The organism is Pseudarthrobacter woesei (assembly GCF_055412745.1).
In genome coordinates this window covers 76,809-96,485 of the sequence record NZ_JBVAYU010000007.1, presented here as the reverse complement: position 1 = coordinate 96,485, position 19,677 = coordinate 76,809, and the positions used below count along the sequence as shown (strand labels likewise).

The following is a 19,677-nucleotide window of genomic DNA, read 5'->3' as shown; positions in this document are numbered from 1 at the left end:
GTCTGCGGCGCGACAAAGATGAAACTGTTGCGAGAGGAGTCCTGCGATGAGCATTGTGGACAGCTTCGGTTCAAAAGGCAAACTTAATGTAGCCGGTACCGAATATGAAATTTTCCGGTTGAACTCCGTTGAAGGTGCAAAAAACCTTCCGTTCAGCCTCAAGGTATTGCTTGAAAACCTGTTGCGGACCGAGGACGGCGCCAACATTACGGCCGGTCACGTCCGCGCACTGGCCGGCTGGGATCCCAGCGCCGAGCCCGACACTGAAATCCAGTTCACGCCGGCGCGCGTGATCATGCAGGACTTCACTGGCGTGCCCTGCGTTGTGGACCTTGCCACCATGCGTGAGGCAGTCAAGGAGCTTGGCGGTGACCCCAAGCGGGTGAACCCGCTGGCACCGGCCGAAATGGTGATTGACCACTCGGTGCAGATCGATGCCTTCGGCAACTCCGGCGCACTGGAGCGCAACATGGAGATCGAGTACCAGCGCAATGGTGAGCGTTACCAGTTCCTGCGCTGGGGCCAGACCGCGTTCGACGACTTCAAGGTCGTCCCGCCGGGAACCGGCATCGTGCACCAGGTCAACATCGAGTACCTGGCACGCACCGTCATGACCCGCGAAATCGACGGCGTGCTCCGGGCCTACCCGGACACCTGTGTCGGCACCGACTCGCACACCACCATGGTCAACGGCCTGGGCGTGCTGGGCTGGGGCGTCGGCGGCATCGAAGCCGAGGCTGCCATGCTCGGCCAGCCCGTCTCCATGCTGATCCCGCGCGTCGTGGGCTTCAAGCTGACCGGGTCCATCCCGGCCGGCGCCACCGCCACCGACGTCGTGCTGACCATTACCGAACAGCTGCGCAAGCACGGTGTGGTGGGCAAGTTCGTGGAGTTCTACGGCGAAGGCGTCGCGGCTGTGCCGCTGGCCAACCGCGCCACGATCGGCAACATGAGCCCGGAGTTCGGCTCCACGGCCGCCATGTTCCCGATCGACGACGTCACCCTCGACTACCTGCGCCTCACCGGCCGGTCCGAGCAGAACGTAGCCCTCGTCGAGGCCTACGCGAAGGAACAGGGCCTCTGGCACGATCCGTCGCATGAGATCAAGTTCTCCGAGTACCTCGAGCTGGACCTGTCCACGGTTGTTCCGTCGATCTCCGGCCCGAAGCGTCCGCAGGACCGCATCATCCTCACCGAGTCGAAGGCCCAGTTCCGCCAGGACCTGCGCAACTACGTGAAGGAAGAGCTGGCCGGCGGAAGCCTGGACGAAGCGATCGACGAAAGCTTCCCGGCCTCGGACGCACCGTCGTTCACCGCCTCCGGAACGCACCTGACGGACGAGGCCCCGCACGCGCACGGTCCGAAGTCCAACGGCCGCCCGGCCAACAAGGTGAGCGTCAAAACCGCAGACGGCCGCGAGTTCGAGCTGGACCACGGCGCAGTCTCCATCGCGTCGATCACGTCCTGCACCAACACGTCCAACCCGTCCGTGATGCTGGCCGCCGCACTGCTGGCCCGCAACGCCGTCGAAAAGGGCCTGGCCTCGAAGCCGTGGGTCAAGACCTCCGTGGCTCCCGGTTCCAAGGTTGTCACCGACTACTACAACAAGTCGGGCCTGACCCCGTACCTGGAGAAGCTCGGCTTCTACATCGTCGGCTACGGCTGCGCCACGTGCATCGGCAACTCCGGCCCGCTCGACGCCGAAATCTCCGAGGCCATCCAGGCCAACGACCTTTCCGTCGCTGCGGTGCTCTCCGGTAATCGTAACTTCGAAGGCCGGATCAACCCGGACGTGAAGATGAACTACCTGGCCTCCCCGCCGCTGGTCATCGCTTACGCCCTGGCCGGAACCATGGACTTTGACTTCGAAGTCGACGCGCTGGGCCAGGACCAGGCCGGCAACGACGTCTTCCTGAAGGACATCTGGCCGAACCCGGTCGAGGTCCAGCAGGTCATCGATTCCTCGATTGACAAGGACATGTTCGCCCGCGGCTACGAGGGCGTCTTCGACGGCGACGACCGCTGGAAGGCGCTCTCCACCCCGGCCGGCGACACCTTCGCCTGGGATCCGAAGTCCACATACGTCCGGAAGCCCCCGTACTTCGACGGCATCAAGGCGACGCCGGAGCCCGTCAAGGACATCACCGGCGCCCGCGTGCTGCTGAAGCTTGGCGACTCCGTCACGACGGACCACATCTCACCGGCAGGTTCCTTCAAGTCGGACACCCCGGCCGGGCAGTACCTGCTGGCCAACGGTGTGGAGCGCAAGGACTTCAACTCCTACGGCTCACGCCGTGGCAACCACGAGGTCATGATCCGCGGCACCTTCGCGAACATCCGCATCAAGAACCAGATCCTCGACGGCGTCGAGGGCGGATTCACCCGCGACTTCACGCAGGCGGGCGGCTCGCAGGCCTACGTCTACGACGCCGCCCAGAACTACCAGGCCGCCGGCATCCCGCTGATGGTCCTGGCCGGCAAGGAGTACGGCTCCGGTTCGTCCCGTGACTGGGCGGCCAAGGGCACGGCGCTCCTGGGAGTCAAGGCCGTCGTGGCCGAAAGCTACGAGCGCATCCACCGCTCGAACCTGATCGGCATGGGCGTCCTGCCCCTGCAGTACCCGGCCGGCCAGAACGCTGCCAGCCTCGGGCTCACCGGCATGGAAACCTTCGCGGTTGAGGGCGTCACAGCCCTCAACGAGGGCACCACGCCGAAGACGCTCAAGGTCACCGCAACGGCGGAAGACGGCACCGTCACGTCCTTCGACGCGGTCCTCCGCATCGATACCCCGGGCGAGGCGGACTACTACCGTAACGGCGGCATCCTGCAGTACGTGCTGCGCCAGATCTCGGCGTAGGGACCCGCGGTAAACGCGGCAACGCTTTTTCGCCGGGTTTACCGCGGGAGTGCGGAGATCGTCTCGGCCAACTAGCGGAAGGCTCCTCCCGCTCGGGGGGTGCAGCAGGCAAGCGCGAAGGCCCCGGCCGGTCACTGACCGGCCGGGGCCTTCGCGTTCCGGGCCAAGTGCCGGCACCGGGGCCGCTCCGGAGGCGTTAGAGTTAAAAGGTATGTCTACCACCCGAAGGAGGGGCCGTTGGGAATCTTGGAGACCATCCGGAATCCGCAGGACCTGAGCAAGTTGTCCGAGGCTCAGCTGGATCAGCTGGCAGCCGAGGTCAGGGTCTTCCTGATCGGCAACGTCTCCCAGACGGGAGGCCACCTCGGCCCGAACCTCGGCGTCGTTGAGCTCACCATCGCGGTGCACCGGATCTTCGATTCACCCCGCGACAGCATCGTCTTCGATACCGGACACCAGTCCTACGTGCACAAGCTCCTCACCGGACGCCAGGATTTCAGCACGTTGCGCCAGCAGGGCGGCCTCTCCGGTTACCCGGACCGCGCGGAGTCCGAACACGACATCGTGGAAAGCTCGCACGCCTCCTCCTCGCTGTCCTGGGCCGACGGGATCTCCCGCGCCCGGCAGCTCACCGGCGACGGCGACCGCTACGTGATCGCCGTTGTGGGCGACGGCGCCCTGACCGGAGGCATGGCCTGGGAAGCCATCAATAACATCGCCGCGGACAAGAAGCGCCGCGTTGTGATCGTCGTCAATGACAACGGCCGCTCCTACGCCCCGACCGTGGGCGGGTTGGCCGACTACCTAGCCTCGCTGCGCCCCACCATCGATTCCTTCCGCGCCGCGCCGGCCTACGAAGGCACCCTGGACTGGTGGCGGAAGAAGCTGCAGAACGGCGGAATCGTCGGCCAGTTCACCTACCGCAGCCTGCACGCCATGAAGAAGGGCGTCAAGGACTGGTGGGCCCCGCAGGGCATGTTCGAGGACCTCGGCATGAAGTACATCGGCCCCGTGGACGGCCACAACCTGCAGGCCATGGAGCATGCCCTCTCCACCGCAAGGAACTACGCGGGACCCGTGATTGTCCACGCCATGACCGAGAAGGGCCACGGCTACGCGCCGGCCCGCGCCCATGAGGCGGACCAGTTCCACGCCGTCGGGATCATCGACCCGGAGACGGGCGAGCCCGCCGAGGCCGGTGGCTCGACGTCCTGGACCTCCGTGTTCGCCGATGAGATCGCCGACATCGCGGACGAGCGCAAGGACATCGTGGGCATCACCGGCGCCATGCTGATCCCCGTGGGGCTGCACAAGTTCGCGGCCCGGCACCCCGAGCGGGTGTTCGACGTCGGCATCGCCGAACAGCATGCCCTCACCTCCGCCGCGGGCATGGCCTTTGGCGGGCTGCACCCCGTCGTCGCCGTGTACGCGACCTTCCTGAACCGCGCCTTCGACCAGTTGCTGATGGACGTGGCCCTGCACAAGGCCGGCGTCACCATCGTCCTGGACCGGGCGGGCGTCACCGGACCCGACGGTGCCAGTCACCACGGCATGTGGGACATGGCCATGGTCCAGATCGTCCCCGGACTTCACCTCGCCGCACCCCGGGACGCCACCCGGCTGCGCGAGGAACTCCGTGAGGCCGTCTCGATCGAGGACGCGCCCAGCGTGATTCGCTATTCCAAGGGCAGCGTCGGCGCCGAAGTCGAAGCGGTCGAACGGCTCAGCGACGGCGTCGACGTGCTGGCCAGGCGGCCGGCCGGCTCGAGCGAAAACGACGTCCTGATCATCAGCGTCGGCGCGATGTCCGAACTCGCGCTGGATGTCTCGAACCGGCTCGGAGCCCAGGGGATCAGCTCCACCGTGGTGGACCCCCGCTGGGTCCTCCCTGTCCGGAACTCCATCATCGCCCTCGCCTCCCACCACCGTCTCGTCATCTGCATTGAGGACGGGGTGCGCGCAGGCGGCGTTGGCTCCCGGATCCGGCAGGAAATGCGGGCCGCCGGAGTGGACACGGCCCTCAACGAGGTGGGGCTTCCGGTCGCGTTCCTGGACCACGGAACCCGCAGCCAGGTGCTGGCGCGCGTCGGACTGACCGCCCAGCAGATCACGCACGACGTCGTCGCGCAGGTCCTGGGGACCAAGGTGCCGTTCGCGCGGCCCCTCCCCGGGCAGGAACACCCCAGCACCGGCAGCCTGCCGCTGCTGTAGCCGGCACCTCTGAAGAGAATCACGTCTGAAGAGAAACACCGTCCAATGGCGCCACCTCCGGTGCTGTCGCGGAACGGTTCAGGAAGGAACTGGCACATGAGCGGAATTATCCGGGTCTACAAACGCAACGACGAAGGGGTCCTCGATTTCAGGGAGGCCTGGTTTGACGCTGAGTACAGCCAGTTCGTGATGAACCACGGCGTCGTCGGGCATCAGAGCAGGACCGAGGAGACCGATGTCGCCGACGCGGCCGCCGCCGACGGTCTGATGGACGCCTTCGCCGTGCAATGCGCCGAAGACGGCTTCGCCGAGATCCCCGAGCAGGAGCAGTCCTGGGTCGTGGCCCAGTATGCCCTGAAGACCAAGGACGGCACGGACCGGGACCGCTACCTCGAAGAGAAGGCAAAGGACGCCCTGATCAGCCACCTGGCCTGGCGCGGACTGGGCATTGTGGAGCGCTCCGAATTTTCCGACTCCAAGCTCAACATCTTCATCCTGACCCCGGATGTGAACAAGGCCGTGAGCGCCATCAAGGTGTGCATTCGCGGCGAGGATCTTGATTTCACCAAGCTGAGCATCGGCGCGGCGGCCTTCGGCGAGACGTCCTTCAAGCTTAAGCACTCACCGAAGCCGGCGAACAGCTTCAGCATCTAGCGGCACCGGCAACGTCCACATCTGTTGGGGGACTTCGATCGGAAGGCATTCCTCATGGCGCCAAAATCAGTTGAGCCCGGCCGCACCCCGCTTCCGCGGGGGATAGCGGCTCCCGCCCGGCGGGCCCTCGCCCACGAGGGTGTGGAGACCCTCGAGCAGATGGTGGAGCTCGGCGGGCAGCGACTCTCCGGACTGCACGGGATGGGGCCGGGGACGCTGGCCCAACTGCAGGACGCCCTGGACGAACATGGGCTGGAGCTGCCCCGGTATTAGCAGGCCATCCGTCTGGGGCCCGGCGCCGGGACCGCCTGGCCGCCGCGCCCGGCCGTTATAGGCTGAACCCCATGACTGAATACCGCCGCGTAGGAAATTCCGGACTGACCGTCTCCGTCGTGGGACTTGGCTGCAACAACCTGGGCCGGTCCAATACGGCCACCGAGTCGCAGGAGGGGACCGACGCCGTCGTGCATGCGGCCCTGGACACCGGAATTACGTTCTTCGACGTCGCGGACACCTACGGCCGGGAGCCGGGCCTCAGCGAGACGATGCTGGGCAAGGCCCTTCGGGGGTGCCGCGACGACGCTGTGGTCGCCACCAAATTCGGCATGGACATGCGGGGGGCCAACGGCAACGACTTCGGTGCCCGCGGCTCGCGCCGCTACATTATCAAGGCCGCGGAGGCCTCCCTGCGCCGGCTTGGCACCGATTGGATCGACCTCTACCAGTTCCATGTCCCCGACCCGCTGACGCCGATCGAGGAGACCCTCGCGGCCCTCGACGAGCTCATCAGCAGCGGCAAGGTCAGGTACATCGGCCACTCCAACCGGGCCGGCTGGCAGATTGCCGAGGCCGAATTCGTGGCCCGGGCCCGCGGGGGAGCGCGCTTCATCTCCAGCCAGAACCACTACAACCTGCTGGACCGCCGTGCCGAACTCGAGGTCACGCCCGCGGCAGAGGCCTACGGCTTGGGCGTCCTGCCATACTTCCCACTGGCCAACGGCCTGCTGACCGGCAAGTACGCCAAGGACGCCGCGCCGGAGGGATCCCGCCTCAGCCACACCCGCACCAACCTCGTCCACGACGCGGACTGGGAACAGCTCGGTGCCTTCAGCGCCTTCGCAGCGGAGCGGGGCCTGAACGAGATCCAGGTTGCGTTCTCCTGGCTCGCGGCGCAGCCCTCGGTCAGCAGCGTCATCGCTGGCGCCACCCGGCCCGAACAGGTCCGGCAGAACGCCGCTGCCGTGGCCTGGATCCCCAGCGCCGCGGAACTTGCCGAGCTCACCGACCTCTTCCCGCGCACGCCGAAGGTCGCGCTGTTCTAGAAAACGCCGCCGTCCGGACCGCGGTGGGGACTGCAGTCCGGACGACGGCGCCGGCCGGCGTTCGGCCCTAGGACGGGCGGCCTGGGCCTATGCCGGTTCGGACGCCACGCCGGGCGCCAGGAACTTCCTGCCGTTGACCCGCTCGGAGGCGCCCACCCGGTCCAGGTACGGGGTGATGCCGCCAAGGAACATCGGCCAGCCGGCCCCGAGGATCATGCAGAGGTCGATGTCCTCCGGTCCGGCCACGACGCCCTCGGCGAGCATCAGCCCGATTTCCTCGGCCAGCGCATCCTGCGTGCGACGCAGCACCTGCTCGGCGGTGGACGGGGTGCTGCCGAAGGACATCAGCGCCAGGGTGCCGGCCGGGATGAACGGCTTACCGTCCGTGCCCTTCTCCGGTGCCCCGTCCTGCACGGCCCAGATGGACTTCACGCCGCTGTCGATGAGTTTCTGCAGGTTTTGCGATACGGTGAAGCGGTCAGGGAACGCGGCGTTGAGGGATTCCTGGACGTGCTGCGCGACGGGCAGGCCCACCATAGAGCCGAGGACGAACGGCGTCATGGGCAGGCCCATCGGGCGCAGCGCGTTGTCCGCCACCTCGGCGGGGGTGCCCTCGTCGAAGGCCGCGGTCACTTCCCCCATCAGGCGGAGCAGCAGGCGGTTGACCACAAACGCCGGGGCGTCCTTGACCAGCACGGCGGACTTCTTGAGTCCCTTGGCGAGCTCGAACGCGGTGGCCAGCACGGCGTCGTCGGTCTTCGGAGCACGCACGATCTCCAGCAACGGCATCACGGCCACCGGATTGAAGAAGTGGAAGCCGACGAGGCGCTCCGGGTGCGCCAGATCCTCGGCCATTGCGGTGACGGACAGCGAGGACGTGTTCGTGGCGAGGATGCACTCGGGCGAAACGATCGCCTCGACCTCCTTGAAGACCTGCTTCTTCACGTTGAGCTCCTCGAAGACGGCCTCAATGACGAAGTCGGCGTCGGAGAAGGCGTCCTTGGAGACTGAACCGGAGACGAGCGCCCGGGTCCGGTTGGCGGCGTCGGAGCTGATTCGTCCTTTCGCCAGCAGTTTGTCCACCTCGGCATGGACGTAGCCCACGCCCTTGTCCACGCGGGCCTGATCGATGTCCGTCATGACCACGGGCACCTTGAGCTGGCGGGCGAAGAGCAGGGCGAGCTGGCTCGCCATCAGCCCGGCGCCGACAACGCCGATCTTGGTCACCGGGCGGGCGAGCTTGCGGTCCGGGGCGCCCGCGGGGCGCTTGGACCGGCGCTGGACAAGGTCCAGGAAGGCGTAGACGGTGGAGCGGAACTCATCGGTCTGCATCAGGTCCGCGAGGGTCTCGCATTCCAGCTCCGCGGACTGGGCCTGCGTCAGCGTGCGGTTGGCTTCCATCACCTCGAGGACCTTCGCCGGCGCGGGAGAAGCGTTGGAGGTTTTGGCCTCCACGAAGGCGCGTCCCGCAGCGATGGCGCCGGCCCAGCGGGCCGCGACCTCCGGTTCGGCGGGGTCGACGGCGTTGGCCCGTTCCGGCGTCACGGCGCCGGCGATCACCTTGGCCGCCCAGGCGACGGACTGCTCGACGAAGTCGGCGGGCTCGAACATAGCATCCGCCATGCCGAGCTTGAACGCCTGCGGCCCGGTCAGGGTGCGGTTGTTGCTCAGCGGGTTCTCGATCATCACCTTGAGGGCGTTCTCGGGGCCGATGAGCCGCGGCAGGATGTACACCCCGCCCCAGCCCGGGATGAGGCCGATGAAAGCCTCGGGCAGGGCCAGCGCACCGGCACCGGTGGAGACGGTGCGGTAGGTGGACTGCAGCGCGATCTCCAGCCCGCCGCCGAGGGCGAGGCCGTTGATGAAAGCGAAGCTGGGCACGCCCAGGTTGGCCAGGGTGGCGTACACGTCGTGGCCCAGCTGGGCCATCCAGAGCCCGTGCTCGCGGCCGCTGATGGACTTCACCGTGGACAGGTCCGCGCCGGCGACCAGGAAGTAGGGCTTGCCGGTGACGCCGACGCCGGTGATCTCACCGCGGGCGGCGCGTTCCTTCAGCCCTTCAAGGACGGTGCCGAGTTCGATCAGGGTGTTGGGACCCAGGGTGGTGGGCTTGGAGTGGTCAAGGCCGTTATCCAGCGTGACCAGGGCGAAGGTGCCGGGGCTCTTGCCATCGACGGCGGGGAGCGTGATGTCCTGGACGTAGGAGTGGGTCACCGACTCGTTCGGGAAGAGGTCGGCAAGCTTGCGGAAATCTGCGGCGCTCATGCTGCGGCTCCAGTCTCGGTGGCGGTGGTCTCGGTGTAGGCGGTGCCATAGCCGGCGTGGTGCGGGTTTTCCCAGATCACGGTGGCGCCCATGCCCAGGCCGATGCACATGGTGGTCATGCCGAAGCGGACGGCAGGGTCCTCCTCGAACTGGCGTGCCAGCTGGTTCATCAGCCGGACACCGGAGGAAGCCAGCGGGTGCCCGACGGCGATCGCGCCGCCGTAGCGGTTGACCCGGGGGTCGTTGTCGGCGATGCCGAAGTGGTCCAGGAAGCTGAGGACCTGGACGGCGAACGCCTCGTTGATTTCGAACAGTCCGATGTCTCCGATGCCCAACCCGGCGTTCCTGAGGGCCTTTTCCGTGGCGGGAACCGGGCCGATGCCCATGACCTCGGGCTCGACTCCGGCGAAGGCATAGCTGACCAGGCGCATCTTGACCGGCAGGCCGAGTTCCTCGGCGGCGTCGGCGGAGGCCAGCAGGGCGGCGGTGGCGCCGTCGTTGAGGCCGGCGGCGTTGCCGGCTGTGACGCGGCCATGGGCCCGGAAGGGGGTTTTCAGGCCGGCGAGGTCCTCCACCGAGGTGCCGGGGCGCGGCGGCTCATCCACGGTGTTGACCGTCCAGCCCTGGCCGGGCTTCATCGTGGCGACGGGCACCAGATCGAGCTGGATCCGGCCCTCCGCGTAGGCGGCGGCCAGCTTGTCCTGGGACGCGACGGCGTACGCGTCGGCGCGGTCCTTGGTGATCGCAGGGAAGCGGTCGTGCAGGTTCTCGGCGGTGTTGCCCATGTTCAGGGCGGCCGGATCCACGATCCGTTCGGACATAAAGCGCGGGTTGGGGTCCGCGCCGGCGCCCATCGGGTGGTTGCCCATGTGCTCCACGCCGCCGGCGATCACGACGTCGTAGGCGCCGAAGCCGATGCCGCTCGCCGTCGTCGTCACGGCGGTCATGGCGCCGGCGCACATCCGATCGATCGCGAAGCCGGGCACCGTGCGGGGCAGCCCGGCCAGCAGGGCCGCGGTACGGCCGATGGTCAGGCCCTGGTCGCCGGTCTGCGTCGTGGCGGCGATGGCCACCTCGTCGATCCGTTCGGCGGGAAGGGACGGGTTGCGGCGCATCAGTTCCCGGATGCACTTGACCACGAGGTCATCGGCGCGGGTCCCGGCGTAGATGCCCTTCTCGCCGGCGCGGCCGAACGGGGTGCGGACGCCGTCAACGAAAACGACGTCGCGGACGGTGCGGGAATTCGCGCTGCCCGGGTTTTCGGTGATGCGTCTTCCGCTGCTGTGTTCTCCGCTTGGGCGGTCTTGGCTCACGTGTTACTCCTCATTGAGACATGGGTGCCGGAGCCGCGCCCATGGCAGGAGGTGCCATGGGCAGCGGGAATCCGGACGACATCAATCAACATGTTACTCGCGAGTAACATAGCTGGCAAGGAGTTTGGGCGTCCGCGGCTTAAAGTGCGCTGTCGGGCGCTGCCCCGGCAGCTGCCTTGGGTGTCTTTTCCGGCAGTGGCCTGGGGTTCAGGAAGGCCTCGGTGATAAGCGGGGTGGTGAGTTCGATCTGCCACTGGCGGGCGCCGAGGTTCTGTAGCTCCTCGGCGATGCCTTCTTCGCTCAGCTCGGCCGGCGGGCGCCAGGCGACGCGGCGGAGGTAGTCCGGCGTCAACAGATTCTCCAGCGGCATGTTGATCTCATCGGCTTTGGCCTGCAGCAGGGGCCGGGCGGTGGCGAGCCTCGCGGCGGCGTCCGGATCCCGTTCTGCCCAGACCCGCGGCGGCGGGGGAGCATTGGTGGCCAGGTGGAGGGGAGGGAGCTCCTCGAGGGTCCGGGCCGTGCTGATGCAGCGCAGCCAGCGCGGGGCCTCGCGCTGGGCCGCCCGGCCGTGGAAACCCTTGGTGCCCAGCAGTTGCGGCACGGTGCCGGGCATGGCCTTCGCGGCGGCCACGAGGGCCGAGTCCGGCAGGAGCCGGCCCGGGGCGACGTCGCGCTTCTGGGCCAGCGAGTCGCGCTCGATCCAGAGTTCGCGGACAGCGGCCAGCTGGCGGCGGTCGCGGATCTGGTGCAGCCCGGAAGTCTTGCGCCACGGGTCGACGCGCGGAGGCGCCTGCCCTGACTCGAGGATGGCGGCGAACTCCTGCCCGGCGAAGTCGAGTTTGCCGTCGGCTACGAGGAGCTCGATCAGCTCCTCGCGCAGCTCGGTCAGGACCTCGACGTCGAGGGCCGCGTAGCGCAGCCAGGGTTCCGGCAGCGGGCGGGTGGACCAGTCGGCGGCCGAATGTTCCTTCGCCAGGCCGAAGCCGAGCAGCTGTTCGATCACCGCGGCGAGACCGACGCGCGGCAGGCCGGCGAGGCGGGCGGCCAGTTCGGTGTCAAAGAGTTTGTCCGGCCACATGCCGAGTTCGGACAGGCAGGGCAGGTCCTGGCTGGCGGCGTGCAGGATCCATTCGACGCCGCGCAGGGCGTCGTTGACGATCCTCAGGTCCCCGAAGGGCTCCGGATCGATCAGCCAGGTGCCGGCGCCTTCGCGGCGGATCTGGACGAGGAAGGCGCGCTGGCCGTAGCGGAAACCGGAGGCACGTTCGGCGTCGACACCCGCGGGGCCGTGTCCTGCGGCGAGGGCCGCGGCGCAGCGTTCCAGGCCGGATTGGGTTTCAATGACGAGCGGCACGCCGTCGCGGGGGGCATCGAGGTCGATAACCTCGGGGACCAGGCTGTCGAAGCCGTCCACCGCGATGTGGGCTGTGGTGTCAGCGGCCTCTGGGTTGCCTGGTGCGGCGGCCGTGGTGATTTCCGGGATGTGAGGGGTCATGATGAGTTCAGTTTACCGACAAGTGGCCAACACTCCGGCGTTGCAGGCCGCGCAGTGGGCAGAACCGCGCCGGGTGGCGGGCTGTCAGGGCCTGTCATCACGGCTGTCCGCGCCTCCGGGGCAGGGGTGTGACGCCGTCGGGCAGCGGCGGCAGGCCCGCGAAGGTGCAGACCATGTCCGACCACGCCTCGAGATGCGTGGTGATGTCGGGGGTGGCCGGGGTCCACGAGGCGCGGAGTTCGATGTCGATCGAGTTGGGCCGTTCGGAGAGCGTGCCGAAGCTTTCGGAGAGCACCCGCGTCGCGGTGCCGCCGGCGGAGCGGTAGGGGGCGGAGTGGTTTTCCAGGGCTTCGACGAGCCAGGCCCAGGCGACGGAGCCGAGCATTTCATCGTTGCCCATCTCAGGCTCCAGCTGGGCACGGATGTACGTGACGATCCGGAATTCGCCGTCCCAGACGGCGGAGCCGTCGGGGTCGTGGAGGAGGATGAAGCGGCCGGTGGCCAGTTCGACGTCGTCGCTCCCGGATGCGGGCTCAAGGCCCGCGGCCGCCGGACCGTGGGCCGCCCCGAATCCGGCCGTGTCTCCCGTGGCAATCACTTCGGCCCCGAGCGCCACGGCAAAGGGAGCCAGCCGGGCGGGCGCCGGAATCTCTTCCAGGCGCAGCTCACTGCGGCACCGTGCTTGACGAAGGGTTCCCAAGGCAAAGAGAAAATCTGCCGGAACCTGCTCGAGTGCGTTCACAATGGAAGATTATGCAACGTCCCCGCCTAAGCCCGGCAGGCTCGCCGCCGACCGGTGCTGTGGGCGCCCCGGCGGCGGCAGTGCCGGCCCGCCCGGATCAGCCGGCAGCGAGTTCGCGCTTGATGGCGGCGATGAAGGAATCAACGTCATCCTCGGTGGTATCAAAGGAGCACATCCAGCGGACCTCGCGGGCCGCCTCGTTCCAGTCGTAGAAGCGGAAGGACGTGCGCAGCCGGTCCGCCACACCCGCCGGAAGGACCGCGAAGACCCCGTTGGACTCGGTCTTCTGGCTCAGTTCGACGCCGGGGATGGACTCGACCCCCGCACGCAGCCGGGCCGCCATGGCGTTGGCGTGCGAGGCCGAGCGCAGCCAGAGGTCACCCTCGAGCAGGGCGATGAACTGGGCAGACATAAACCGCATCTTGGAAGCCAGCTGCATGTTCATCTTGCGAAGGTAGATCAGGCCGTGGGCTGCCGCCGGGTTCAGCGCAACGACGACCTCGCCGAACAGCAGGCCGTTCTTGGTGCCGCCGAAGGAGAGGATGTCCACGCCGGCGTCGCGGGTGAAGGCCCGCAGCGGCACGTTCAGGTGCGCGGCGGCGTTGGCCAGCCGGGCGCCGTCCATGTGCAGCTTCATGCCTTTGGCGTGGACGTGCTCGGCGATGGCCCGGACTTCCTCCGGGGTGTAGCAGGTGCCCAGTTCGGTGGTCTGCGTGATGGACACGGCCAGCGGCTGGGCGCGGTGCTCGTCGCCCCAGCCCCAGGCTTCCTTGTCAATCAGCTCGGGGGTGAGCTTGCCGTCCGCTGTGTGCACCTGGAGCAGCTTGATGCCGCCGATCCGCTCCGGAGCGCCGTTCTCGTCCATGTTGATGTGGGCCGTCGAGGCGCAGACGACCGCGCCCCAGCGCGGCAGCAGGGACTGCAGCGACAGCACGTTGGCGCCGGTGCCGTTGAAGACCGGGAAGCATTCGATCCCTTCGCCGAAGTGCTCCTCCATCAGCTGCTGCAGCCGGGCGGTGTAATCGTCCTCGCCGTAGGAGACCTGGTGGCCTTCGTTGGCCGCGGCCAGGGCGGCCAGCACCTCGGGATGGACGCCGGAGTAGTTGTCCGAGGCGAAGCCGCGGACGGAGGGGTCATGGAGCCGCGCTGCGGTGCTGGCAGGGGCAGTTTCAACTGTGCTTGTCATCGATTTGCTCACGCTTTCAGTCTAAGGAGGTCCGGGCCCAACGGCTAAGTCCGGTACTTGGGCTCAGCGTTGGGGGTCGGGGCCCAGCAGCAGCCGCTGGCCGTTCAGTTCCGCTGCCGGGGTGGTGAAGAGCCCCACGGCGGCAGCGGCGAGGTCCTCGACGTCGGTGAAGCCGGGGAAACTGCGTTCCGGGGACTTCTCCCGCATGGCCGCGTCCACGAGGGCCTTCACCACGAAGATCACGGCGGCGCTGTGCAGTCCAACGGGGCCGGCGTCACCGCCGGGGCCGGCGGTCCCGGACTGCCCGCGGTGGAACCCGTCCGCGACGGCCAGGGTCCAGGCCTCTGCCGCGGCCTTGGCCGCCACATAACTGGCGGTGGCCGCCGTCGGGCTGCTCACGGCGGTGGAGGAGACCATCGCGAACCGTCCGGCGTCGGAGGCTGCGAGGTCGTCGAAGAAGACCCGCGTGACGTTCCGCACCGTGGTGACGGCGCCGCGTTCCAGGAAGTCCCAGTCCTCGTCGCTCTGGTCCGTGATGCCCTTGGCGCCGCGCCAGCCGCCGACGAGGTGGATGACGCCGTCGACTTTCCCGGCCGCAGCGGTAATTGTGGCGTGCAGCGAGCGGACGTCCGCGAGGTCGCCGAGGTCGCAGACGAGCGGTGTGATACCGCTGCCGGCTTCCGCGGCGGCCGCCTCGATCCGGGGCCCGTCCGAGCCCACGGAGAAGACGGTGTGACCGGCGTTGTGCAGGGCGCGGGCGGCGGCGATCCCCGAAGGGCCGCTGCCGCCCGTGACCACCACGTTCAGGGTGCGTCCGGCACTCATCCGGCGTTCATGACTGTCACAGCCGGGTTGGCTGCTGCGCCGGCATCAGATGCGCCAGTATCAGACGTGCCGGTGATGCCTGCCGTGGACTCGATGACCGGGCGCATCTTCTTTTCCAGCGCCTCGTAGAACATGGACAGCGGGAACTCGTCGTCGAGTACCTGGTCCGTGAGGCCGCGCGGCGGGCCTGCCAGGGGCAGTGCGCCGGGGCCCTTGGCCCAGACGGAAGCCGGGTTGGCGGTGACTGTGCCGGAGATCAGCTCGTAGGCGGCGAGCCAGTGGGCCATCTTGGGACGGTCGATCGAGCGCCAGTACAGCTCCTCGATCTTTGCGCCGAGTTCAACCACGACGTCGGCCACCTCGTCCCAGTCGATGCTGAGCTTGCTGTCGGTCCAGTGCAGGACGTGGTGCTGGTGCATCCAGGCGAAGAGCAGCTGCCCGCCGAGGCCGTCATAGTTGCGGACGCGGCTGCCGGTGATGGCGAAGCGGAAGATCCGGTCGAAGATGACTGCATACTGGACCAGTTTGGCGTGCCGGCGCGCCTCCGGATCGGCGTCCTCGTCCTTCTCGATGGTCACGGATTCGCGGAACGCGGTGAGGTCACAGCGGAGTTCCTCGAGGGAGTAGAGGAAGAACGGCATGCGCTGCTTGATCATAAACGGGTCAAAGGGCAGGTCGCCGCGCATATGGGTGCGGTCGTGGATGAGGTCCCACATAACGAAGGCTTCTTCGGTCAGTGCCTGGTCCTCGAGCAGGGCCGCCGCGTCCTCGGGCAGCTGCAGCGACGTGATGTCCGCGGCGGCGCGCAGCACGCGGCGGAAGCGGGCTGCCTCGCGGTCGGCGAAGATGGCGCCCCAGGTGAAGGTGGGCGTTTCCCTGACGGCGACGGTTTCCGGGAACAGGACCGCGGAGTTGGTGTTATAGCCCGGTGTGAAGTCGAGGAACCGGATCGGGACGAAGAGCTTGTTGGAGTACTCGCCCGCTTCCAGTCCGGCGATGAACTCGGGCCAGATAACCTCGATCAGCACGGCCTCGACCAGCCGGTTGCTGCTGCCGTTCTGCGTGTACATCGGGAACACCACGAGGTGCTGCAGGCCGTTGACCCGCTGCTGCTGGGGCTGGAAGGCCTGCAGGGAGTCAAGGAAGTCGGGCACACCGAAGCCGCCGTCGGCCCAGCGGCCGAAGTCGGTCACCAGGAGTTCGAGGTAGCTGGCGTCGTGCCGGAAGGCGGGGGCGAGAGCGGTGATCGCTGCCGTGATAGAGCGGACATGCCCTGCGGCGGCTTCATGGTCGGCGGCCTCCGGAACGGATCCGTCCTGGCTCTGGAGGGCCTGCAGCGCGGTGGCGGCAGCCTTGAGCCGCAGCCAGTCCGGGGAGCTGGTGGTGATGGGTGCGGTGGCCGTGATAGCGGTGGTAGTCATCGTCGGTGGGCGCCTTTCTGGTTGCCGGGAGCGTCGCTCGTCAGTATCTACAGCGAGCGTAGCAAGCAATCAGGAGCCCTAATGCAAAATAGGCTTGAGCATAAGAAACTCTGTGGCAAGTGCGGCGGCAGCCGCGCCCCAGCTACAGCGGGGACGGGGCTGCCTGCCGAGTGCTCCCGCCCCGACGGCAGAGGGCCCCCGCCGCAGCCGCTGACGCGGCGCCGGACGGGGACCCTCTCCATTGTTCGGCCGGACTGTTCAGCCGGACTATTTTCGGCCGGGTGCCCGGGCTACTGGCCGGCGTCGTCCGCCGATACCAGCTTCAGCGAGACGGAATTGATGCAAAAGCGCTGGTCAGTGGGGGTTCCGTAGCCTTCGCCGTCGAACACATGGCCAAGGTGGGAGTCGCAGGTGGCGCAGCGAACCTCGACGCGTTCCATGCCCAGGGCGCGGTCATGGATGTAGCGGACGGTGCCCTCCGCGAGCGGTGCCCAGAACGAGGGCCAGCCGCAGTGCGAATCGAACTTCTCGTTGCTCGTGAACAGTTCCGTGCCGCACGCCCGGCACTGGTAGACGCCCGCGGTGTGGGTGTCCCAGTACTCGCCGGTATACGGGCGCTCGGTCCCGGCCTGGCGCAGGACGCGGTACTCTTCCGGCGTTAGTTCCTCGCGCCACTGCGCATCGGGCTTTTCAACGGGTGCGGCGCCGGTTTCCGGTGCGGACCCAGATTCGGGTACGGCTGCGGGCATGACCTTGGACCTGTGGTTAAAGATGCTCATAGCCTAAACAACGCTCAGGAGTCCCCGATAAATCCCGATCCCGCGTACAGATGCAGCACGGGAAGGCCCAGCTTGTCCTGCGCCTTGTTGGCCCAGTCGGTGTGGAAGGTATCCGCGACGGCGTGCGGGCGGGTGATCACCACAGCCTGTCCCGCCCCCAGTTCCTTGACCTTGGCGACAAGGCTGTCGACCGCCTTGCCTTCGACGATTTCGCCGGTGACGCCGCCGCCCAGCCCGGTCAGGGCCGCGAGCGAGACTGCCAGCGTTTCGGCCGCTTCGGCCCGTTCCCCGGCGGGGTCGGAGTGGGACGTCAGTTCACGGAAGGCCTTGGCGATCTCCAGCATGGAGAGGTTCTCCAGGAAATCGACCAGCAGGTGCCGCTCGGTATTGGCCGGAACCAGGACCACCAGGGGAGTATCACCGCCGGCAACCAGGGTTTCAATGTTGACGCGGTCATCCGCGCCGAGGGGCTCTTCTGTCAAAATGACGATTGGATCACTCATGCCCCCAGCCTAGTCCCGCGCCGTTGGCCCCGCGCAAATTATGGCTTCCAGCGCTCCGAACGCGCCTTTTTGGGCGGTCTAACGGGCAGCGTAGCGGGCTGTTGTGGAGCACCCGATGGCTGCACGCGGGACCCGTTGCCGGTCATGGACGCCGCGCGGATGCGGCCGGGAGCAGCGGGTTCGGCAAGAATGGTGCCATGGCTTCCTCCCAGCGCCTCCTGCCCCACCCGCACCGGGTCCCCACTGCCCCAGCAAATACTGCGGCTGCCCTCGCGGCCCCCGCCGGCGACGTTTCGCTGCCCGGCAGCGCCAAATGGGCCGTGGGCGGCATCATCGGCGGGAGCGTTGCGGCAGGCCTGCTCGCCGCCGGCTCCTCGGCCCTGGCCCTGTATTTCGCCCGCCGCGTGATCACGCCCGCCCGGGTCCGCGAAGAGGACCAGGAGATCCTCGCGGTGATCCGTGACGCGCAGGGGCTGCAGCTCATCCTGGCGGCCACCCCCGAGGCCACGGTTGAGGGCACCTACGGCTTCCTTTTCGATGGCGGCCGCGGTCACGCGAGGATCGGCAGGATCGTGTCCTACTCTCCGGCCGAGCGCACTGTGCAGCGCGAAGTGGAGGCCGTCTACAGTGGAGACCTCGCCACGGCGCGGCGCGGCATTTGGAGCGGCACCACCCACCCGGATCCCGCCAGTATCGGTCTCCCCTCCGAAGAGGTACAGATCGAAGTCGACGGCGGGACGGCGCCGGCATGGCTGATCCCGGCGGCAGCGGCGACGGACATCTGGGCGGTGATGGTGCACGGGCGCGGCGCCACCCGGCAGGAAGCGCTGCGGGCGGTTCGGACGGCGCGGGAACTGGGCATGTCCAGTCTGCTGATTTCCTACCGCAACGACGGACTGGCGCCGTCGGCGCAGGACGGCCGCTACGGCCTCGGTTCCACCGAATGGCGCGACGTTGAGGCCGCCATCGGCTATGCCCTGGAACAAGGTGCCCGCGAAGTGGTGCTCTTCGGCTGGTCCATGGGCGGGGCGATCTGCCTCCAAACCGCCGACCTCTCCCGCTACCACCACCTGATCCGGGCCATGGTGCTCGACGCGCCGGTGATCAACTGGGTCAACGTGCTGGCGCACCACGCGGAACTTAACCGGATCCCCTCGGCCGTGGGCCGCTACGGGCAGCTGATGATGAGCCACAAACTGGGCCGCCGGCTGACCGGCCTCGCCGCCCCGGTGGACCTCAAGGCCATGGATTGGGTCTCCCGCGCGGTCGAACTGCGCACCCCAACGCTGATCATCCACAGCGTCGACGACGAATACGTCCCCTACGGGCCGTCCGCGGCCCTGGCCGAGAAGAACCCCGAGATGGTCACGTTCGAGACGTTCAACCGCGCCCGGCACACCAAGGAATGGAACGTGGACCCGGAGCGCTGGGAGCGGCTGGTGATGGCCTGGCTCGGGCAGCAGCTCGCGCCGCGGGCGAACCCGGGACAGCCGAACCCCGAGGCACCGGCCCCGCCGAGTTGACACTTCACGGCAGTGTTTCTCGAGAACATTGCTGTGTGCTGCACACTCGGCGAGTCCTCTGCGCCCCGCAGCCCGGTTAGTTCCTGCCCGTGCCGATCCGCGCTGTCCGTGCCCCGGTGAGCCGGATCAGTTCGGCCGGGGGCAGCTCGATGTCCAGGCCGCGCCGGCCGCCGGAGACGAGGATCGTGTCCAGGCCCAGGGCGGTCTCATCCACAACGGTGGGGGAGGACAGCCGCTGGCCAAGCGGCGAGATGCCGCCGAGCACATAGCCGGTGCGGCGTTCGGCCGCGGCAGGATCAGCCATTGCGGCCCTCTTGCCTTCCATCGCCGCCGCCATCGCCTTGAGATCCAGGTTTCCGCTCACCGGAACGACGCCGACGGCGAGCCTGCCGTCGACGTCGACCATCAGGGTCTTGAACACCCGGGCGGGGTCAATCCCCAGGACCGCGGCCGCTTCCAGGCCGTAGCTCGCTGCGGCGGGATCATGGCTGTAGGGGTGCGCGACGAAAGGAACCCCGGCCGCGGTGAGTACCGCGGTGGCCGGAGTTCCTTGTGACGGGTTTTTGCGGGCCAAGTGAGCG

The 19,677-nt window shown here is 67.9% G+C and carries 16 protein-coding genes; 6 read left to right on the top strand and 10 right to left on the bottom strand.

Annotated elements, in window-relative coordinates; genetic code table 11:
* Positions 1 to 46 precede the first annotated feature (46 nt).
* The 5 genes from ACZYZE_RS11800 (at position 47) to ACZYZE_RS11780 (ending at position 7,044) form a co-directional block, all read left to right on the top strand.
* On the top strand, positions 47 to 2,857 hold the full coding sequence (locus tag ACZYZE_RS11800) for an aconitate hydratase (protein ID WP_463907844.1): 2,811 nt from the start codon (positions 47 to 49) through the stop codon (positions 2,855 to 2,857).
* Between the two features lie 237 nt (positions 2,858 to 3,094).
* Positions 3,095 to 5,068 carry a 1-deoxy-D-xylulose-5-phosphate synthase gene (gene dxs, locus ACZYZE_RS11795; protein ID WP_463907842.1) on the top strand — a complete coding sequence of 658 codons (1,974 nt, stop codon included), beginning with the start codon at positions 3,095 to 3,097 and terminating at the stop codon, positions 5,066 to 5,068.
* Positions 5,069 to 5,164: 96 nt separating this feature from the next.
* Positions 5,165 to 5,722 carry a hypothetical protein gene (locus ACZYZE_RS11790; RefSeq protein WP_463907840.1) on the top strand — a complete coding sequence of 186 codons (558 nt, stop codon included), beginning with the start codon at positions 5,165 to 5,167 and terminating at the stop codon, positions 5,720 to 5,722.
* Between the two features lie 54 nt (positions 5,723 to 5,776).
* Positions 5,777 to 5,995, top strand: coding sequence for a helix-hairpin-helix domain-containing protein (locus ACZYZE_RS11785; protein WP_459317224.1), 219 nt, complete (start codon positions 5,777 to 5,779; stop codon positions 5,993 to 5,995).
* 71 nt (positions 5,996 to 6,066) lie between these two features.
* The gene (locus tag ACZYZE_RS11780) at positions 6,067 to 7,044 is read left to right on the top strand and encodes an aldo/keto reductase (protein WP_459317225.1); all 978 of its coding nucleotides are present in this window, start codon (positions 6,067 to 6,069) and stop codon (positions 7,042 to 7,044) included.
* 87 nt (positions 7,045 to 7,131) lie between these two features.
* On the opposite strand, the gene ACZYZE_RS11775 is transcribed toward ACZYZE_RS11780, so the two are convergent.
* The 9 genes from ACZYZE_RS11775 to ACZYZE_RS11735 form a co-directional block, all read right to left on the bottom strand.
* On the bottom strand, positions 7,132 to 9,309 hold the full coding sequence (locus tag ACZYZE_RS11775; protein ID WP_463907837.1) for a 3-hydroxyacyl-CoA dehydrogenase NAD-binding domain-containing protein: 2,178 nt from the start codon (positions 9,307 to 9,309) through the stop codon (positions 7,132 to 7,134).
* A complete protein-coding gene (locus ACZYZE_RS11770; protein ID WP_463907970.1) occupies positions 9,306 to 10,577 on the bottom strand; it encodes a thiolase family protein in 1,272 nt (423 codons plus the stop codon). Before ACZYZE_RS11770 ends, ACZYZE_RS11775 begins: the two co-directional genes overlap by 4 nt.
* Positions 10,578 to 10,761: 184 nt before the next feature.
* Entirely contained in the window at positions 10,762 to 12,117 is a 1,356-nt protein-coding gene (locus tag ACZYZE_RS11765; protein WP_463907836.1) for an HRDC domain-containing protein, read from the bottom strand.
* Positions 12,118 to 12,214: 97 nt separating this feature from the next.
* Positions 12,215 to 12,862: a DUF3000 domain-containing protein gene (locus ACZYZE_RS11760; RefSeq protein WP_459317295.1), complete on the bottom strand. Its 648-nt coding sequence runs from the start codon at positions 12,860 to 12,862 to the stop codon at positions 12,215 to 12,217.
* Positions 12,863 to 12,956: 94 nt separating this feature from the next.
* Positions 12,957 to 14,045, bottom strand: a complete 1,089-nt coding sequence (locus ACZYZE_RS11755) for a threonine aldolase family protein (protein WP_459317296.1) — start codon at positions 14,043 to 14,045, stop codon at positions 12,957 to 12,959.
* A 63-nt stretch (positions 14,046 to 14,108) separates the two neighbouring features.
* Positions 14,109 to 14,870: an SDR family oxidoreductase gene (locus ACZYZE_RS11750; protein ID WP_463907834.1), complete on the bottom strand. Its 762-nt coding sequence runs from the start codon at positions 14,868 to 14,870 to the stop codon at positions 14,109 to 14,111.
* A complete protein-coding gene (locus ACZYZE_RS11745) occupies positions 14,867 to 16,291 on the bottom strand; it encodes a DUF6421 family protein (protein ID WP_463907832.1) in 1,425 nt (474 codons plus the stop codon). Before ACZYZE_RS11745 ends, ACZYZE_RS11750 begins: the two co-directional genes overlap by 4 nt.
* A gap of 290 nt (positions 16,292 to 16,581) precedes the next feature.
* Positions 16,582 to 17,040 (bottom strand): peptide-methionine (R)-S-oxide reductase MsrB, encoded by a 459-nt coding sequence (gene msrB / locus ACZYZE_RS11740; RefSeq protein ID WP_463907968.1) that lies wholly within the window; start codon positions 17,038 to 17,040, stop codon positions 16,582 to 16,584.
* A 44-nt stretch (positions 17,041 to 17,084) separates the two neighbouring features.
* The gene (locus tag ACZYZE_RS11735; RefSeq protein WP_459317231.1) at positions 17,085 to 17,573 is read right to left on the bottom strand and encodes a hypothetical protein; all 489 of its coding nucleotides are present in this window, start codon (positions 17,571 to 17,573) and stop codon (positions 17,085 to 17,087) included.
* Between the two features lie 197 nt (positions 17,574 to 17,770).
* Here ACZYZE_RS11735 and ACZYZE_RS11730 point away from each other — a divergent pair, with 197 nt between their 5' ends.
* Positions 17,771 to 19,096 (top strand): alpha/beta hydrolase family protein, encoded by a 1,326-nt coding sequence (locus ACZYZE_RS11730; protein WP_459317232.1) that lies wholly within the window; start codon positions 17,771 to 17,773, stop codon positions 19,094 to 19,096.
* Positions 19,097 to 19,172: 76 nt separating this feature from the next.
* On the opposite strand, the gene ybaK is transcribed toward ACZYZE_RS11730, so the two are convergent.
* Positions 19,173 to 19,670, bottom strand: a complete 498-nt coding sequence (gene ybaK / locus ACZYZE_RS11725; RefSeq protein ID WP_459317233.1) for a Cys-tRNA(Pro) deacylase — start codon at positions 19,668 to 19,670, stop codon at positions 19,173 to 19,175.
* Positions 19,671 to 19,677 lie beyond the last annotated feature (7 nt).

What these genes read in the sequence shown, in the direction of transcription:
- ACZYZE_RS11800 (WP_463907844.1), top strand. Translation starts at nt 47, where the DNA reads ATGAGCATTGTGGACAGCTTCGGTTCAAAAGGCAAACTTAATGTAGCC.
- ACZYZE_RS11790 (WP_463907840.1), top strand. Translation starts at nt 5,165, where the DNA reads ATGAGCGGAATTATCCGGGTCTACAAACGCAACGACGAAGGGGTCCTC.
- ACZYZE_RS11785 (WP_459317224.1), top strand. Translation starts at nt 5,777, where the DNA reads ATGGCGCCAAAATCAGTTGAGCCCGGCCGCACCCCGCTTCCGCGGGGG.
- ACZYZE_RS11780 (WP_459317225.1), top strand. Translation starts at nt 6,067, where the DNA reads ATGACTGAATACCGCCGCGTAGGAAATTCCGGACTGACCGTCTCCGTC.
- ACZYZE_RS11775 (WP_463907837.1), bottom strand. Translation starts at nt 9,309, where the DNA reads ATGAGCGCCGCAGATTTCCGCAAGCTTGCCGACCTCTTCCCGAACGAG.
- ACZYZE_RS11765 (WP_463907836.1), bottom strand. Translation starts at nt 12,117, where the DNA reads ATGACCCCTCACATCCCGGAAATCACCACGGCCGCCGCACCAGGCAAC.
- ACZYZE_RS11755 (WP_459317296.1), bottom strand. Translation starts at nt 14,045, where the DNA reads ATGACAAGCACAGTTGAAACTGCCCCTGCCAGCACCGCAGCGCGGCTC.
- ACZYZE_RS11750 (WP_463907834.1), bottom strand. Translation starts at nt 14,870, where the DNA reads ATGAGTGCCGGACGCACCCTGAACGTGGTGGTCACGGGCGGCAGCGGC.
- ACZYZE_RS11745 (WP_463907832.1), bottom strand. Translation starts at nt 16,291, where the DNA reads ATGACTACCACCGCTATCACGGCCACCGCACCCATCACCACCAGCTCC.
- msrB (WP_463907968.1), bottom strand. Translation starts at nt 17,040, where the DNA reads ATGCCCGCAGCCGTACCCGAATCTGGGTCCGCACCGGAAACCGGCGCC.
- ACZYZE_RS11735 (WP_459317231.1), bottom strand. Translation starts at nt 17,573, where the DNA reads ATGAGTGATCCAATCGTCATTTTGACAGAAGAGCCCCTCGGCGCGGAT.
- ACZYZE_RS11730 (WP_459317232.1), top strand. Translation starts at nt 17,771, where the DNA reads ATGGCTTCCTCCCAGCGCCTCCTGCCCCACCCGCACCGGGTCCCCACT.